This is a genomic window from Ruegeria meonggei, from assembly GCF_900172215.1.
GTDB classification, from domain to species: Bacteria; Pseudomonadota; Alphaproteobacteria; order Rhodobacterales; family Rhodobacteraceae; genus Ruegeria; species Ruegeria meonggei.
Map to the genome: position 1 here is coordinate 256,266 of NZ_FWFP01000004.1, position 16,449 is coordinate 272,714.

Annotated in this window: 12 protein-coding genes and 1 pseudogene; 5 read left to right on the forward strand and 8 right to left on the reverse strand. The window is 55.6% G+C overall.

Features of this window, described 5'->3' with window-relative positions:
* Positions 1 to 71 precede the first annotated feature (71 nt).
* The 4 genes from RUM8411_RS08405 to RUM8411_RS08420 form a co-directional block, all read right to left on the reverse strand.
* Positions 72 to 920 (reverse strand): hypothetical protein, encoded by an 849-nt coding sequence (locus tag RUM8411_RS08405; RefSeq protein WP_085822248.1) that lies wholly within the window; start codon positions 918 to 920, stop codon positions 72 to 74.
* 150 nt (positions 921 to 1,070) lie between these two features.
* Positions 1,071 to 2,366 (reverse strand): gluzincin family metallopeptidase, encoded by a 1,296-nt coding sequence (locus RUM8411_RS08410; protein ID WP_085822249.1) that lies wholly within the window; start codon positions 2,364 to 2,366, stop codon positions 1,071 to 1,073.
* Positions 2,367 to 2,409: 43 nt separating this feature from the next.
* A complete protein-coding gene (locus tag RUM8411_RS08415) occupies positions 2,410 to 3,723 on the reverse strand; it encodes a TfuA-like protein (RefSeq protein ID WP_085822250.1) in 1,314 nt (437 codons plus the stop codon).
* Entirely contained in the window at positions 3,720 to 4,925 is a 1,206-nt protein-coding gene (locus tag RUM8411_RS08420) for a YcaO-like family protein (protein ID WP_085822365.1), read from the reverse strand. Before RUM8411_RS08420 ends, RUM8411_RS08415 begins: the two co-directional genes overlap by 4 nt.
* A gap of 329 nt (positions 4,926 to 5,254) precedes the next feature.
* Between RUM8411_RS08420 and RUM8411_RS23290 the strand changes: the two are divergent.
* The 3 genes and pseudogenes from RUM8411_RS23290 to RUM8411_RS08435 all read left to right on the forward strand — a co-directional run.
* Positions 5,255 to 5,657, forward strand: a pseudogene (locus RUM8411_RS23290) (IS30 family transposase); the annotation flags it as partial.
* A gap of 303 nt (positions 5,658 to 5,960) precedes the next feature.
* On the forward strand, positions 5,961 to 7,682 hold the full coding sequence (locus RUM8411_RS08430; RefSeq protein WP_085822252.1) for a type I secretion system permease/ATPase: 1,722 nt from the start codon (positions 5,961 to 5,963) through the stop codon (positions 7,680 to 7,682).
* Positions 7,679 to 8,998: an HlyD family type I secretion periplasmic adaptor subunit gene (locus tag RUM8411_RS08435; RefSeq protein WP_370738033.1), complete on the forward strand. Its 1,320-nt coding sequence runs from the start codon at positions 7,679 to 7,681 to the stop codon at positions 8,996 to 8,998. The genes RUM8411_RS08430 and RUM8411_RS08435 overlap by 4 nt, the downstream gene beginning before the upstream one ends.
* A 10-nt stretch (positions 8,999 to 9,008) precedes the next feature.
* Here RUM8411_RS08435 and RUM8411_RS08440 read toward each other — a convergent pair whose 3' ends face one another.
* Entirely contained in the window at positions 9,009 to 9,983 is a 975-nt protein-coding gene (locus RUM8411_RS08440) for a dockerin type I domain-containing protein (RefSeq protein WP_234995171.1), read from the reverse strand.
* Positions 9,984 to 9,993: 10 nt separating this feature from the next.
* Here RUM8411_RS08440 and RUM8411_RS08445 point away from each other — a divergent pair, with 10 nt between their 5' ends.
* A complete protein-coding gene (locus tag RUM8411_RS08445) occupies positions 9,994 to 10,467 on the forward strand; it encodes an ATP-binding cassette domain-containing protein (RefSeq protein WP_234995172.1) in 474 nt (157 codons plus the stop codon).
* Entirely contained in the window at positions 10,451 to 11,761 is a 1,311-nt protein-coding gene (locus tag RUM8411_RS08450) for an HlyD family type I secretion periplasmic adaptor subunit (protein WP_085822255.1), read from the forward strand. The genes RUM8411_RS08445 and RUM8411_RS08450 overlap by 17 nt, the downstream gene beginning before the upstream one ends.
* A gap of 56 nt (positions 11,762 to 11,817) precedes the next feature.
* Here RUM8411_RS08450 and RUM8411_RS08455 read toward each other — a convergent pair whose 3' ends face one another.
* From RUM8411_RS08455 to RUM8411_RS08465, 3 genes are all read right to left on the reverse strand, one after another.
* Positions 11,818 to 13,584 (reverse strand): ABC transporter ATP-binding protein, encoded by a 1,767-nt coding sequence (locus RUM8411_RS08455; RefSeq protein ID WP_085822256.1) that lies wholly within the window; start codon positions 13,582 to 13,584, stop codon positions 11,818 to 11,820.
* A gap of 279 nt (positions 13,585 to 13,863) precedes the next feature.
* Positions 13,864 to 14,565 carry a response regulator transcription factor gene (locus RUM8411_RS08460; RefSeq protein ID WP_085822257.1) on the reverse strand — a complete coding sequence of 234 codons (702 nt, stop codon included), beginning with the start codon at positions 14,563 to 14,565 and terminating at the stop codon, positions 13,864 to 13,866.
* A complete protein-coding gene (locus RUM8411_RS08465) occupies positions 14,565 to 16,430 on the reverse strand; it encodes a PAS-domain containing protein (protein WP_085822367.1) in 1,866 nt (621 codons plus the stop codon). The genes RUM8411_RS08460 and RUM8411_RS08465 overlap by 1 nt, the downstream gene beginning before the upstream one ends.
* Positions 16,431 to 16,449 lie beyond the last annotated feature (19 nt).

Below are 16,449 nucleotides of genomic sequence, written 5' to 3' on the forward strand. Positions count from 1 at the left end.
CGAGAAAGGCCCTGGTCTGCCAGGGCCCGTCGCTAAGTTTTCCTGATGTAAACCTTGATATTGGTCCCGCGTCAGTCTTCCGAGCCCCGTGCCCGCGCACCGCTGACTCTGGCGCCGCTGACCCTGGCGCCACTGACACGCGCACCGCTGACGCGTGCACCACTGACACGAGCTCCACTCACGCGGGCACCGCTAACCGCCGGGCTGTCGAAACCGAAATAGATGTCCAGCAGGACCTGTTCGAACTGACCGGTCGTGATGTCCATTCGGATGGTATAATCAGCCTTGTCGTAATCCCACACGCGAATTTCGTTTGAGATCTGATATTCCGCCGAGGCAACACCAGAGATTGTTGGGGTAACAGGGGCACGAGAACCACCGCCCTGTGGGGCGCCACCCATAGTCGCAGATTCGCCCGCACCGTGGACCAGAAAAACCGAAGGCTCTGGCAGCTCGTAATAAGTGCCTTCGTACGCGAACCCATAGATCCTTGCCAACTGCGCGTCATCGTCCAGTTGAGCGGACAGTTGATTGTTGTTTCCCCGCCCACTTCTTGGCCTATTGGTTTCTTCGAACTCTTGTTGTCCGAGGCCAAATTCGCCCGTCTGTTTCCAGAACCCCTTTTGGGTGCCTTTTCTGACTTTAATCACCGTACCGGATTTGAACTGAATTTTGTTGAACCAGGTATTGGTGCCATTATCTCCTACGGTGTAAACACCGTTTTGGGTCAAATCAGTCTGGTTCTTGACCAGAACTTTGTCTCCAACTTTGAGTGTCTCGCCATCAACAGATAAGCCTTCCAAATTCGGCAAATTCACTGTCGTGGCAGCCTTGACCTTGGTTTGGGTATCAATCTTGATATCGTCTAATACTCGTCCGTATAACAACACTTCTGAAAAACTCAGCAATGACTCAGCCATAACGTTTTCTCCCAATTGCGGGATCGACGAAGCTCGAGACTGCGCCTCCCCCCTCTTTGTCGGCCCGATCGGAATCGTGCCAAAATTCACACATCAAACACCCCATGCCTAAATGCCATAAAACCGCTTCAAAATAAAGGATTTTAGACCCTATCCCGGAACTTGCGTGCGCACCGAATTTGAATGGCTGTTGCCATCGGGGTCAGGCAGGCGCGGGCCTGCGGTTGTCAGTCCAATATCGCGCATGCGGAAATTGCCTTCGATCATCCGTTGAAAGGCACCGCCAGTGATTTCCTGATCCACCGCCAGCAGGGCTTTTTCGACCCCGAAATAGCTGAGCATATCTGCATCCAGCTTTTCCCACGTATCAGCCAGATAAGTTCCCAGGTAATCCCGGGCTTCAAGCAGGGCGAGGCGAAAGCCTTCGGGATTGTCGGCATATCTTTTGTCGAATATCCCTTGCATCACTTCGCTGTAATCCGGCGAGCCTTCCATCTGATCCGAAAGATCTTCGTCTGCGCGTGAGATCAGGCCATGCAGTAACAATCGTTCGTGGTAAATATCGACGAAGATGTCGAACATTGCTCCGGTCAACGGCTCGGACAGGGCATGCTCGCTGGACCATCCAGAAGAGAACTCGGACAGTGATCGGTTATTGGCTGCTATTCTGATCTGCGCATTCTCGGAAAGTTCGGCAAATCGGCTTAACCGGTTGAACGTGTAGAGATTGCCGTGCGTATTTTCCAACAATGTACCAACAACTGATCCGAAATGCAGCGAGGCCAGCAACGCCACCATATCAGCCGCAGATTCATGGAACCCGTAATACTCACCTGACGCATCCCCGTCCGAGGGCATACCGATGACGGAGTAGATGATGGCATGCCCAATCTCATGGGCGACCACGTCGAAATTCAGGCTATAGGGGCGGTACTCGTCCCCGTGTTCGTGGGTGCCGCCGGTTTCCAGAAACCCCCAGCCGATATGAGCATTGTCGAGGCTGGGCAGTAGTGACAGTTCCAGCCGTTTGAAATCGCGGGCGAAATGCCAGGGGATTGGACGGTCGAAATATCCCTGCCAGACATCCATGGTGAAATGCGCAGACCCAAACAGATGCGCTGCCTCAAAGGCCGGATCAGTTGGATCGATATGGATGAAATTGCCAAATTCATCGGGCATGGCAGGGGGGTGAATGTTACCGTCCCAAGGAGGCAGATACATTCCAGGACCATTCGGCCCCGGAATAATCGCGCCGTAAGGTGTCGTTTTACCGACCGGGTTGACCGTATACATACGCGGCCCGGACGGCCCGGGCCCCAGGCTGCCTTGCGGAGCGGAAACCTCGACCAGTTCCAAGGGCGCGTTCGGCTCAAGAAAGGGTGACTGCGGGTACAGCAGGAACCGCGTGCCGGGTTCTTCATCCTCAGTATGTGCGGGTAAGTTCACAAAACGCCCTCCCGTATCGTGCCTGAAAAACGATCAACCCCTCTTAGTCCGAGGTGTCATCCGGGCCCGTATCCATATCGCAATACAAAAATTCAGTTTCTATCAGATCATAAAACGCGTCTCGCCCGGTTAAACCAAGTGAGATTGCGTATGATTCAAGATCATCCGGCACGTCCTGGTCAAGACATGATTCAAAATACCACATTAATAGGCGCAAACGGTTTGGCCCTGCATTGCCTCCGAGCCTAACCTGGTCTGCTTTCTTTACAGCTCGGTTACGCAACCCGGCATATTGGTCCGTGCGCCGCAACTCTGAGAGCAATAGCGCGTCCATACGATCTGCACGTGTGGCTGTTGACAGCTCAACCCGCGCCCAGTCCGCCAGCATCGCCTCATAGCTATCAGAGGTCAAATCATTGGCCTTGATCCAGGCCATCAGATCCGCCTGTCGTGTCAGGCCTGCCCTGGCCCGGTGCTCTGACATTTGGGCAACCAACGCCTCGCGATCCGGTTCGCGATCTTGTCTGGATGTATCCTCGCGCGACAACAGCGCCAAAGCCGCCCTATCACGCAGCTGAGAATACAGCTTTGGGTTCAGGCGCAATTCATTGATCACCGCATGTACATCTGCCGGGGCAGCGCCATCCACACGCGCGCATAGCGCCTTCCACATCAACGTTCGCTCGGTTCGAACAGGCTCAGATGAGGGCAGGGGAGGGTCGCCCAGATGTTCGGACATACGTACAAGCATCGCCTTGGCGTCTTTTGCCTTGGCGTCAATTTTGCCCTTGGGCAGCCAGCCGGCAAATTCAGCCATACCTGGGAGCTCTTTCAGCGCGTCCAGAATGTCGGCCCACACGCGACGCCGATAGTGCAAGTCTTTGGCGTAACGTAAGATTTCGACCGCGGTTTCCTGCGGCACAACACCAGTCTTCTGCGCGTGATCCAATGTAGTGCGGATCGACACCATCGGCTCGCTCAGCGGCATGAACCCCAATTCAGACGGGCTGTGCAGAACCGCGACCTCATCATCGTCCTGCAGGACGCCACTGTGGTAGTCCTCGAAAATGCTGCCAACACCAATCATTCCGAAATCAGCCAGTTCAGCGGCGCGCAACGCGCCCATACTTGCGCTGCCAAAAACAGGAATGCCTTGCTCCATCGCCCACAGGATTTCCTTGTGCCAGACCGACGGTACGCCTTCGAAAAAGCCATCAATGATCCCGATTGCCTTGGGCTTGTCACGCGCTGCGCGGTACACATCGCCCTGTTTGACCGGGGGCAGAATCGTGGCATCCAGATATTTGGACACCGCTTGGGGCCGAAGAGTCGGCCCCACAAAAACCACGGCCGTCATGGCTGCGCTTCCAATACGTTTTGCGCCCGCGTACCTGGCACATAATCTGGCTCATCATGCGGCGCTTCCAAGCCGGGAATAACGGCCCGGACAACCGCAACACCGAATTCCGGTCGTGACAGATCAACTGTCACCACCTGCGAGATTGCAACGTCGGCAAGCCGGTCCAATAACAACCTCAGGTCTTCCTCAAACGAGCCGGTCTCGACCGAGGGGCAATCAGCAAAACGCTGCTTTGCCACGGTCTCTTCAATAAGGTCATGCACATAGCGGCCGCGGTCTGTCTTGGCTTGGTCCGTAAACTCCGCCGGATCCAGATCATCCCGTGCACCTGAGATGTAGGTAAGCCGGGTCTGCGCTGCTTCGGTCACCGCGCGCAGCAGGGCGATGGCCCGGTCTGGATGACATCCATCACCGATCCCAATATGGCCGGGCTGTCCCCCGGATTCGCAGATTACACAGCGAAAACTGGCGATGCCGATGTCAGAGGTCGTATTCCACAGGCCGATCTGCAGCCCCGCGTCAGTAATCATCTCAATTGCCCGGCGGCATCGTTGGTCATCCACACTGTCCGGATCAAGGCGCGGTCTATGCGACCGGTGATCCCAGAGGGTGGTCGCATCCCGTTCAATCAACTCGCAAATAGCATGGCAACTGGCCTCGACCACGTTGTTGCCCGACGCCAGGCCGTTCGTCGTCCGTGGAAACGCGGACTGGCCGCCAGCAGGAGCAGAGGTATAATCCGTATCAACCATCTCAAGCGGCACCCAGCAGTTCGTGCCTGCACCCAGGTCATTCCCCTGAACCCAAAGCATCGCCTCATGGGGGTCGAACTGCCCACCCGTCACCCGTGGCAAACCCGCGACGTCAACAACAGGCGCATCGCTGACAAGATCCGCGTATCTTGCAAGTCGCTGAGGCAAATGCACCCGTTCGGCGTGCCAGGCTTCAATTGCCTCCATCACACCCGAAGCTTCGGCGGCGTGCAAAGACAACCCCTTGCCCAGCGACACCGCCACGGATCGGGAATTCGGGCGCGACACCATCACCGTCGGCAACCCAATCCGATCCAGCCCCGTGAGATTGGCGATCCTGGTGATACCCATGTCCCGCAAAAACGGCCTGACGATTGCCAGCGTTTGTTCAGGATAGCGCAGCCGGTGCGTATCCAGCACGTATTGCTTCTGCGATAGATCGGGCATGTTGCGGGCCTTGCCAATATCCGAGCCAATGACCACAGCGTTAAAAAAAACCGCGCCGGGCCAATCTGTTACAATTCACGATGATGGATCAAACCGAATGGGTCAACATTGGTATTTCATTCTACACTTTTACCATAATCATGATTATGCGAAATTCTGAAGTGGATGGGTGCACGCTACTTCCAACTACGCCTCCCATTAGAAACCAAAGGGTTATCTAATAAGGAGATCATGGCATGGGTGCTGTATATTCGCAACTGAGCATCGAAGAACGCCGTAGGATTGAACGCTGAAGGTATGCGAAAGTTCCTGTTCGAGAGATGGCACGTGTGTTGAAGCGCTCGAACAAGCGTACGAAACCAGTCATGGGTAAAATCATGAAAGCGGTGCGTGACCTGCCCCACCTAGCGCGCAAATCCGTCACCTTCGACCACGAGCACCGAATTCGTCAGCTGGCCGCATCTGCAAGCCGAGATTGGCACTCAGACCTGGTTCTGCGACCCATCCTCTCCGTGGCAGAAAGGAACCGTCGAGAACGCCAACCGCTGAGTTAGGCGCTGGCTTCCCCGCAAGCGCGACATCTCGGCGGTCTCAGATCATGAATTGAAAATGATCAGCGACCGCCTCAACGCGACGACCAGAAAATGCCTGGGATGGAAGACGCCAGCAAAAGTGTTCCGGGAAAAGATGATGGTGGAACTGGACCAAGCCCCCTACCCTCAGAAGCAATAGGAGTCGCGGTTCAGGTATCGCTCACACGAGATGTTATCTGGCTCATCTGAACGACCGATCAGAATCCAGACTGGTTCGGTCGTTTTGCGACACAGCGGTGGATGCTAACCTAGGCCCAAACTAAAGAAGTGTAAGGCGTAACGTTCAATCGCCTTAACGTTGACTGCCAGTGGCTTTTTGCCGATGCAGCAATTCTCGCGTTTCCAGCACTGCGCGGACGTATTAGAATGCCGCGCATCGCAGGTTCGCATGCATACTGCATGACAAATAACAAAGGTCCCGTTTGTGAATACTGAAAACCGAATGCCCGTGCCACCCCGCTATGAGTTGCGCCAGGTGCGCAATCAGGGTGTGACCTTTATGGCGCTGGCCTTTTTGTTCAGTGTATTTGTCAACTTGCTGATGCTGACCGGACCTCTGTTCATGCTGCAGGTCTATGACCGGGTGCTCGGTTCCCGCGCTGTCGAGACATTGACGGCGCTGTTTTTGCTGGTGGCTCTTCTCTATATTCTCATGGCTATGCTTGACTATGCCAGGGGTAGAATTGTCGCCCGCTTTGGTGCCAGGTTTCAATCGAGTTTGGACGAGCGGGTATTTGACGCCACTTTGCGCCGATCTCTTCACCCTAAGGCGCGCTCGGCCCCGGCAACGGCGCTACGCGATTTGGAATCCATTCAAAACCTGTGCGCATCGCCCGTTTTACTGGCTGTGATGGACATTCCGTGGACACCTGTTTTTCTGGCAGCGATTTTCCTATTCCACCCTCTGCTCGGTTGGCTGGCGGTTGCGTCCGGAGTATTGCTGATCGGAATTGCGCTGCTGAACCAAGCTCTGACCCATCGCAAAGTCATTGCTGCGCAACGAGCTTCGGCTCAGGCCAATGCGTTTTCGGAACATGCCAGGCAGGCCGCCGAAGTGGTGCGGTCCCAAGGCATGCAGGAAGACATGACAAAGCGGTGGCAGCGGCAACGCACCACTGCGCTTAGTCAGACAATATCGGCAAGCGACTGGACTGGCAGCTTCACGTCACTCACCAAATCTCTGCGTTTGTTTCTGCAGTCCGCGATGTTGGCGCTTGGGGCGTGGTTGGTGCTGCGCAACGAGTTAACACCGGGCGCGATGATTGCAGGGTCTATCTTGTTGGGCCGTGCCCTTGCGCCGGTAGAACAGGCGGTTGGGCAATGGGGGATGATCGAAAGGGCCCGTGCGGCCTGGACATCGCTGAACCTGTTTCTGGACGCGACCCCGCCTGAAATTCAACGCACAAAACTACCCACCCCTGAGGCGCGACTGACGGCGAAAGGCCTGACCGTTATCCCTCCGGGCGCCGACACACCGACATTGCGCAGCGTTGCGCTGCAGCTTGAGCCCGGCAAGGCGCTGGGTGTGATCGGCAAAAGTGGTTCCGGCAAGTCTACGCTGGCCAAGGCGCTGCTGGGGATATGGCGACCTGCTGCCGGGGAAATCAGACTGGGCGGTGCTACGCTGGACCAGTACGATCCAACCGATCTGGGCCAGCATATCGGCTATCTCCCGCAAGAAGTCACGCTGTTCAACGGAACAGTCGCGGAAAACATTGCCCGCATGTCCGAAGAGCCAGACTCTGAGGCCGTGGTCGCGGCCGCCAAGAAAGCAAAAGCGCATGAACTGATCCTGAGCCTTGAGAAAGGCTATGACACCTTTCTGGAAGGCAATGACAGTCAGCTGTCCGGCGGGCAGAAACAACGCATCGCGCTGGCGCGTGCATTGTATGGCGACCCGGTTTTGCTGATCCTGGACGAGCCCAACTCGGCCCTGGATGCCGATGGAACCGAAGCGTTGAATGCGGCAGTCCGAGAGTTAAAGACGGCTGGCAAGTCCACCATCATCATGACCCACCGACCCCAGGCGATTTCCGAATGCGACGATCTGGCAGTTGTTGAACGTGGTCAGGTCGTGAAATTCGGCAGCCGTGACGAAGTTCTGGGCGCAATGGTGCAAAACGCTGGCGCGATCAAACGCGGCCTCAGCAAGGTGGGCGAATGATGCAGGGCAACAAAGTTCAGGAAAAACGCCCGGTGTGGCGCATCACTCTACCGGCGATGGTCGGATTTATTGCCTTGGGTATTCTGGTCGGAGGCGTTGGCATTTGGGCCGTGCAGACGCGCCTGGCCGGGGCCATCATATCGCAGGGAACCATCGAGGTGCAAAGTAGTCGGCAGGTCGTGGAACACCCCGATGGTGGCGTTGTCGGCGAGATTTATGTGCGGGACGGCGACGAAGTCGCCGACGGGGATATGCTTGTTCGTTTGGATGATACTTTTTTGTCTTCGGAAAAAACCATCGTCGAATCGCAGCTATTCGAGCTGTTGGCGCGTAGAAGCCGGTTGGTGGCCGAGCGGGACGGCGAGGATTCAGCAACCTTGGCGGTACAACTTGAAGACATTCAAAAGCTGGACAACATCGATGCCGAACTGATTGCTGGTCAGCAACGCTTGTTCGAGGCGCGTCTGGAAACGCTGGACCAACAGACCCAGCAACTCGGCAAACAGAGGGTTCAAATCGACAGTGAAATCGACGGTACCGAGGCACAGCTTGTATCTCTGCGTCGACAGGTCGAATTGATTCAGAATGAGTTGAAGGATCAACAGGACCTGCTGCAACGCGGTTTGACCCAGGCCAGCAGAGTGTCGGCTCTGCAACGGGAAGAGGCCAGCCTGACGGGTGAGATTGGCCGGCTTGAAGCTGCTGTGGCCCGTCTGAAAGGCCAGATATCAGCAACCGAGATCGAGATTGTCGAATTGACGGCCACTCGGCGGGAGGAAGCCATTACCGAGCTGCGGGACGTACAGACACAGATCGCTGAACTGTCTGAGCGGCGCCTCTCGCTGGAGGAAAGGCTGTCACGGCTGGACATTCGCGCGCCCGTTGCCGGGAGAGTCTACGGCAGTCAGGTCTTTGCCTTGCAATCAGTGATTCAACCCGCCGAACCGATGATGTATGTTGTACCGCAGGATACGCCTTTGCTGGTGGCAGCCCGTGTGGATGCCATCCATGTGGATCAACTGCATATTGGACAGCCGGTAGCGCTACGATTCCCAGCGTTTAATCAGCGTGAAACGCCCGAGATCGACGGGCGTGTTACGACTGTCTCAGCGGATACTTTTACTGACGAAAACACAGGACAGGTGTTTTACCGCGCCGAAGTCGTGCCCGAGGATGATCAGATCGAGCGTCTGAATGGGCAGGCCCTGTTGCCGGGCATGCCTGTGGAAGCAATGATCAAGACGGACGAAAGAACGCCCTTGTCTTACCTGGTCAAACCCATGGCCGACTATTTTAACCGCGCCTTCCGCGAATAACCCCCCGGTTTCAGACAGGTTCCAAATTCCCCAGCAGGATCGAGGTCATGTCGGTAGAGATCACATTGTCGACCGCCACAATGTCCACCCCGGTCTCGTAGCTCACGTCCGTCCTTGTGATCCCCGTCAGGTCTGCATCGTCGTCCAGAAACACCCACTCTGGCTCATGTTCGGTGGACAGGCCAACCGCAACCTGAAGGATCGCCAATGCGTCCAGCGCATTGACCGTCCCATCCTGCGTGATGTCCGCAGCGATCAGGTTTCCCGGCGATGCCGGCCCCCAGGTGGGGTCCAACCCAACTGAAATGCGCAAAACCTGCAATGCGTCCAGTGCGGTGATCTCATCGCTGGCTGTGGAATAGGATTTGATGATCTCAAGCGCACCGGTAAAACTGCCGTCTGGCAAGCCCAAGTCAAACCGGCCCTCGTCGTCGGCCCGCGCACTAACAGTTCCGCCCCCGTCCAACGTGAGCAGGATTTCAGCATCGTTCAACCCGGCATTTGCGGTCTCAGAATTCACCGAAACCGCGCCCTGAATTCCGTCAGAGCTGCCTGGGTCCAAACCGCCGAAATCGCCGAAATCAACCGGGATATGATCCGGGCCGCCGAAGCCTGCCCCAAACACGTCGGTGCTGGATAAGGGGGTTTTGGTTGCCGCGTTAATTACGATCACCTCATTGATGTACTCAATCTGTGCGCCCTGCGCCGTGGATGTAAATGTCAGCTGCCCGGGGTTGCGCAGCATGGGATAATCGAACAGGTCAAGCCGATCAAAACCAGCCTGAAACCCAGTAATTGTGGTTGGATCGCTGCCATACTGCATGACATAGATGTCCGCCCCGAGACCGCCTTTCATTGTTGTCGCCCCGGTGCCCGAGATCAGGATGTCGTCACCCGCACCGCCCAAAAGGGTGGTCTCTAACACACCACCACTGAGTATATCGTTCTGCGCAGTTCCGGTAACCGTGCCAAACCCGTCTCGCACAACTCCCAGGTTGTCTATCCGGCTGTTTTCCGGGACGGTCCGTGAAAACATCAACAGCGGTGCCGTTCGCCCGCTTGACAGGGACCTGATCCATGCGGGCAAAGTGGCGGGTGTCGAGGAATTCGTTGCCTACAACCCAAACGGTTATGATCTGAAGCTGGCAGAGCGTGGCGAAGGCCTGTCTGGCGGACAGCGTCAGGCTATTGCCCTGGCCCGCGCATTGATTGGCCGCCCCCCAGTCCTGCTGCTGGATGAACCAACCAGTGCAATGGACGTGAAAACCGAGGCAGACGTGATCAAACGTCTCAAACAAGCAACAGAAGATACGACAATGGCAATCGTAACACACCGCACCAGCCTGTTGGAACTGGTGGACCGCGTGATTGTCATTGAAGGTGGGCGCATTGCCGCGGACGGACCCAAAAGCTTGCTTGCACAACACGCCCGTAAAGCTCGGAGGCATCTGAATGTCGCGGCATCCTGACCTCGCCCTCCTGGCGCGTGAAATGCGCGGACGCTCTCCAATACGTGGCTCACTGCTTTTGCTGGTGATTTGTTCTTGCCTGACCGCCATGGTGTTTTGGGCCCATCTGGCGGAACTGGACGACGTCACACGTGTTGACGGGCGGATTGTCCCCTCGGCGGATATTCAGGTCATCGAGGCCACCGAACCCGGCGTCTTGCAATCATTGAACACACGCGAAGGGCAAGTGGTCGACAAAGGCATGCTTTTGATGGAGTTCGATACCACTCAAATCCAAAGCCAGCTTAGTCAGGAACAACAACGCGCATATGGCCTGATGGCACGAGCGCAAAGGTTGCAGGCTGAAATCGACGAGGCGGAACTGTCTTTCGAGGCAGCGCTGATCAAAGGGGCTCCGAAGATCGTGAAATCGGAAACTGCTTTGTATCAAGGCCGTCAATCGGAATTGCACGCAGAAATCGCAATCCTTGAGCGGCAAAGGCAGCAACGGCATCAGGAATACGAAGAAGGCTTGGTAGATCGAGTAACCGCCGGCGAAACGCTCAGTTTACTGGCAGAAGAGCGCGCGATGATGGAACCTTTGGTCGAAAAGCGAATGGAACCGGCAACGACCCTGCTCACCTTACGCCGCAGCGAAGCAGAGTGGGAGGGCCACAAAACGCGAGCAGAGGCTGCGACCAACAGGCTGAAAACCGGGCTGGACGAAATTGATGATCGCATCCGGGCGACCCGCAGCAGATTTCGAAGCGCTGCCCTGACGGATTTGGCACTGGCCACAGCCGAACTGGCAGCGCTTCAACCGGTCTTGCCTGCCCTGCAAGACCGGGCCGCGCGAGCGCAGGTCAGGTCGCCGGTCCGAGGTATTGTCAATCATATCCACCGCTCAACGGTCGGAGGGATGGCACGCAGTGGAGAAGAATTGATCGAAATCGTGCCATTGAATGATACACTTCTGGTTGAAGCCTATGTCCGTCCAGAGGACATCGCCTTTTTGCACGCCGACCAGCCTGTCAAAGTCAAAATTACGGCCTATGACTTTGCTCGGTACGGGGCGCTGAACGGTGTGATAACGCGCATCGGTGCGGACACCATCACGCGATCAGAACGTAACGACGAAGAGGTGTTCGTAGTTGAAATCGAAACAAGCAACTCGATGCTGGACGCGAACGGCGTCGCCGTTGAGATTATTCCGGGGATGATTGCCGAAGTTGATATTTTATCCGGCAAGAAGACGGTGTTGGAGTACTTGCTGCAACCTGTTGTAAAAGTGAAAGACCGAGCGCTTCGGGAATGAGAATTACGCCTCGTCAAACACAAAACGCCCCAAAACGTTACCAAAATCTCTGCCGATTAAGACGCGGGCTGTTTGAACTGCTGATCAAACAGCCTTCGGAAAGCCCCACCTTTCTTGATCAAGGTGTCAAGGTTCCCTTCCTCAATTACTTCACCTTCCTGAATGACGACGATGTTGTCAGCCTCAAGGACCGTCGAAAGCCGATGCGCAATTACGATGGTTGTTACGTTCTTGGTCAATTTATCCAATGCGGCTTTTACCAGAGCCTCCGATTCCGCATCAAGCGCACTGGTGGCTTCGTCCAGAAGTAGAATTTCGGATTTGCGCAGAATAGCTCGAGCAATAGCCAGGCGCTGTTTTTGACCGCCGGACAAAAACGCACCGTTCTCGCCAACCTCGGTATCATACCCATGGTGTAACTTGGAAATGAAGTCATGCGCATGCGCCGCGCGCGCGGCCTCCATCACTTCTTCATCTGTCGCAGCGGGGTTCGCAAAACGAAGGTTCTCCATCACTGTTGCAGAGAACAAAAACGTTTCCTGACCAACATATGAGATCTTTCGGCGCAAAGAGGCGAAGGTGACACCATGCAAATCCTGATCGTCAATTTCAACTGTGCCACTGGCCGGGTCATAAAACCGCATGATTAACCCGAAGATTGTAGACTTTCCTCCGCCGGACTGCCCAACCAGAGCAGTCGTCTTTCCAGCCTCGAAAGTCATGTTCATATTGTTGATAACCTTCGGTTTTCCGTGGTATCCAAAGGTCAAGTTTTTCAGGCGGATTTTACCCGGCCCTGAGCTCAGTTCTTTAGCATCAGGGCTTTCGCGCATAGGCTCTTCTTGATCCAGAAGTTCGAACATCATGCCAATGGGAACCAGCGTTGTTTCAATCACAACGCGCATTTTCGACAACCGTTTCGCGGGCTCGTAGGCCATTAGCAGTGCGGTAATAAACGACATCAGCTGTCCGGCCGTCGTAGGCTGACTTCCTGCGAAGCCCACAGTACTGATGATCAGGACCCCTGCGACGGCCAAGCCTGCGAGAAATTCCATCAATGGGCTAGCAACGGACTGTAACTTGGAGATCGAGTTTGCTCGCTGCTCAACCGATCTGATCGCGCCGTTCATGCGCTGACTCATGTGATCTTCAAGCGCCAAAACCTTGATGATGGTAATGCCACCTGAGGTCTCTTGCATGACTTTGATAATTTCCGACAGCGCCTTCATTTCGGACTGCATAATCGCCCGAACGCTTTTCAGCAGAAAACGGACACCAAACATTGCAATCGGACCGACCACAAAAAACAAGACTGACAGCATCGGTTGCTGATAGACCATGACTACCACGAGCCCAACCAACGTTAGTGCATCGCGAACAAAGCCGGTAACGATAACATCAACCAGCCGCCTGGCCGCCTGGGCCCCTTGCGTGACGCGCATCAGCAAACTGGATGATTCCGTTCTTTCAAAAAAGCCGACGCCGCGCTTGATCAGCTTGGCAAAAAGCCGCTCTTGTTGCACGGCGATTATTCGGTTTCCGGCGCGCGCCAGGAAAATCGCCTGCACATACGACGCTGCAGCTTTGCAGAAAAACAGCGAAGCGACTGCTCCGGCAACCAGATAAACTTGGGATCGCTTGTCTGGTTCGGTCATCGTGTTGACAATGTTTTCCATCATCCACGCGGTGCCGGCGGTTGTCGCGGCCACCAGGACCATCGCAATCATCGCTATCCCGTACAACCACCCCTGATTTCGGAGGCTTTCGCCCAAAAGGCGGCCGATATGACCAGAACGCCATCTCGTCCAGGCTTCTTTGATCATTCTTCTCTCCAAAAACCTTTAGTCGTTTTAACGCTCAAGCGTGGTGCAGCCATTTCTATTTCAAGCGGCATATAAAAGCAGAGCATGCCAGACACTCGGGATGCTGTTAGTTATGCGCGCCAGTCGCAAGAATCCATAGCGTGCTTACAGATAATGCCGTTTGTTGTGTCAATGTCAGGGCTTGCCTCACAAGACTTTAATCTATCTCCATGTTTTTAAAAGATAACCACATAAAGTTCTATCAGAATCTCGGTGCAAGAGCCCTGCCCCATAAGCATTTTATCGCCAATCAACATCTCCCAGAAAAATGTAACCGGCGCCATAGATCGTCTTGATCAGACGCGGATTTTTCGGATCCTCCTGCAGTTTAGTGCGCAGTCGGGAAATACGCACGTCCATCGCACGGTCGAAACTGTCACCTGCTGCTCCGCCCAATGCTTCCTGCATTTGCGCTCGGCTAATCAAGCGTTTTGGACTGTCCAGAAACAACCTCAAAACCTCGCCTTCTGCATGGCTGAACGGTGTTTCTGCACCCTTGCCGTCCTCGAGTACATAACGGTCGAAATGCGCGGTCCATCCGTTGAACCTGGCGATATCAGATTGGGTGGTCTGCGTTCGTGGCGACCGCAATCTGGCGCGGATACGGGCAACGACTTCGGCCGGGTCAAACGGTTTGGTTATGTAATCATCCGCCCCCAGCTCGAGCCCGGTGACACGGTCCTGAACCTGCGCGCGACCCGATATGATGATGACCGCAGCCCCCTGTTCCAGCGCCAACCGATGAACCAGCGCCAGCCCATCAGTATCCGGCAAAGACAGGTCCACCAAACAGACATCCGGAGTTACGCGTTTCAGGGACGCTTCGAATTCTCGGGCCCGAGAGAAGCTCTGCGTGCGAAATCCAGCATCCTCAAGGGTATCGGTCAGGATGCGCCTAATCTCGGGTTCATCATCAACAATTGTGACCAGCGGTTGTGTCATCAGGCAGCCTCGCTTCGGATCAGGGCAGATAGTTGAGCCTTGGTAAATGGTTTGCGCAAGACCGGAGCTAGTGTCAGCGCCTGGCGGTGCAGCGGGTCGGAATACGGCAAGGACGTCATAAGAATACACGGCAGAACAGAACGCAGTTTCGTCAGCAGGTCCAGACCAGTACCCTGCCCCTCCAGACGAATGTCGGACAAGACGAGCGTGATGTTTTTAATGTCCGCAGTCAGAGCCAAGGCTTCATCACATGACGTTGCCTCGATCACAGTAAAGCCCAGATCTACCAGCATGTCCCGAAACTGCCCACGCAGTTCGTCATTGTCTTCAACCAACAGCACCAGGCCGTCATGGGCAGACGGTGCAGGTCGGTACGGCAGGCGCAAGATGACGGATGCACCTGAAGGAGTATTACGCAAACTCAGATCGCCCCCGGCCAGTTTCACAGTGTCATAAACCATGGGCAGGCCCAGACCCGACCCTTTACTGCCTTTGGTGGTGAAAAAAGGATTCATGGCCTTTTCCAACGCGTCATCGGAAAAGCCCGACCCCGTGTCTGACACAGAAATCTCGATCCAGATTGCACCGATTCTATGGGCACTGATGGTAATCTGACCAAAGCCGCCGCAGGCATCACGTGCATTCAGAACCAGGTTAAGCAAAGCATCCTGCATCATGCCCGGATCCAGCATCATCGCTTCGTCTGGCAAAGTGTTGACCACTGACAATCCGACCCCACGCGGCAAAGAAGGTGAGGCCAGAATGCGCAGGTCCTCCAACAGGCCTCGCATATCCGTTGCTTTAGGTTGCGGCGTCCGATTTCCAGTCATGTCGGCAATTCGGTTCAGCAATTGCCCGCCTCGCCGCGCGGTCTGCTGCGTCGCTGCCACAAGCTCACGTGCGTCCTCGGATAAGTCCATCTTTTTCAGACGGGATTGCATGCCCAGTATGATCGTCAACAGGTTGGAAAAGTCATGCGCAAGCCCGCTGGTCATCTGCGCCGCCATCTCGCGTCGCCGGGTTTGTTGCAGTGCGACACGGGCCTGAGTTTCCTCGGTAATATCAACGGACATCACGTATACACCGCCGTCACCATCCGGGGTGAACGAGACACGAATGCGCCGCGAATCCTGATCTTCGGTAAACTCAAACACCGAGGTTTCACCGCCATATGCCGTTTGCAGATGCGGTTCGACACGCGTGAACGCCGTCGACCCCAACGCTTGGGAAATGTGCATACCCAAAATGTCAGACGGACGACCGGGCAGGACCGAACTGAGACGCCGGTTGGAGTAGTCGTACCGCCCATGACGATCCAGATGCGCGATATGGGCCGGCATCATTTCTGTCGTCATGCGTGTGCGGGCTTCGATCTCGGTCAGTTGACGCTTGGCCTCTTCCAGTGCTGCGTTGGTCGCGGCAAGCTTTCGGTTGGCCGCCGACAGTTCTTCGGCGCGGGTCAGCAACTGGTCGGACAGTTCCTCGGACCTTGCGCGCAACAGCGCCTCGGCCTGTTTGGTGTTGGTGATGTCGGTGTAAACCGCAACCCAACCCCCTTTTGGCAACGGCGCCCCTTCGACCGAGATGACCTGGCCATCGGCCCGCACACGTTCCATATAGTGAGGTTCAAATGCCAGAGCCTGTTTGACGCGTTGTTCCACCATATCTTCGACATCTTCGGTCGCGCCGTATTCGCCTCTGGACGCCAGAAACTGGATTGTATCCCGGAACAAAGCCCCGGGCTGGACCAGCTCGTCCGGAAGGCTGAACATCACCTGAAACGGACGATTGCTGACCACCAGCCGCAACTCGCTGTCATAAATCGACAGCGCCTGTCCGATCAGATTCAGACCGGCTGTTGTCATCTCTTTGATATGGTGTTCG

What these genes read in the sequence shown, in the direction of transcription:
- RUM8411_RS08405 (WP_085822248.1), bottom strand. Translation starts at nt 920, where the DNA reads ATGGCTGAGTCATTGCTGAGTTTTTCAGAAGTGTTGTTATACGGACGA.
- RUM8411_RS08415 (WP_085822250.1), bottom strand. Translation starts at nt 3,723, where the DNA reads ATGACGGCCGTGGTTTTTGTGGGGCCGACTCTTCGGCCCCAAGCGGTG.
- RUM8411_RS08420 (WP_085822365.1), bottom strand. Translation starts at nt 4,925, where the DNA reads ATGCCCGATCTATCGCAGAAGCAATACGTGCTGGATACGCACCGGCTG.
- RUM8411_RS08430 (WP_085822252.1), top strand. Translation starts at nt 5,961, where the DNA reads ATGCCCGTGCCACCCCGCTATGAGTTGCGCCAGGTGCGCAATCAGGGT.
- RUM8411_RS08435 (WP_370738033.1), top strand. Translation starts at nt 7,679, where the DNA reads ATGATGCAGGGCAACAAAGTTCAGGAAAAACGCCCGGTGTGGCGCATC.
- RUM8411_RS08450 (WP_085822255.1), top strand. Translation starts at nt 10,451, where the DNA reads ATGTCGCGGCATCCTGACCTCGCCCTCCTGGCGCGTGAAATGCGCGGA.
- RUM8411_RS08455 (WP_085822256.1), bottom strand. Translation starts at nt 13,584, where the DNA reads ATGATCAAAGAAGCCTGGACGAGATGGCGTTCTGGTCATATCGGCCGC.
- RUM8411_RS08460 (WP_085822257.1), bottom strand. Translation starts at nt 14,565, where the DNA reads ATGACACAACCGCTGGTCACAATTGTTGATGATGAACCCGAGATTAGG.
- RUM8411_RS08465 (WP_085822367.1), bottom strand. Translation starts at nt 16,430, where the DNA reads ATGACAACAGCCGGTCTGAATCTGATCGGACAGGCGCTGTCGATTTAT.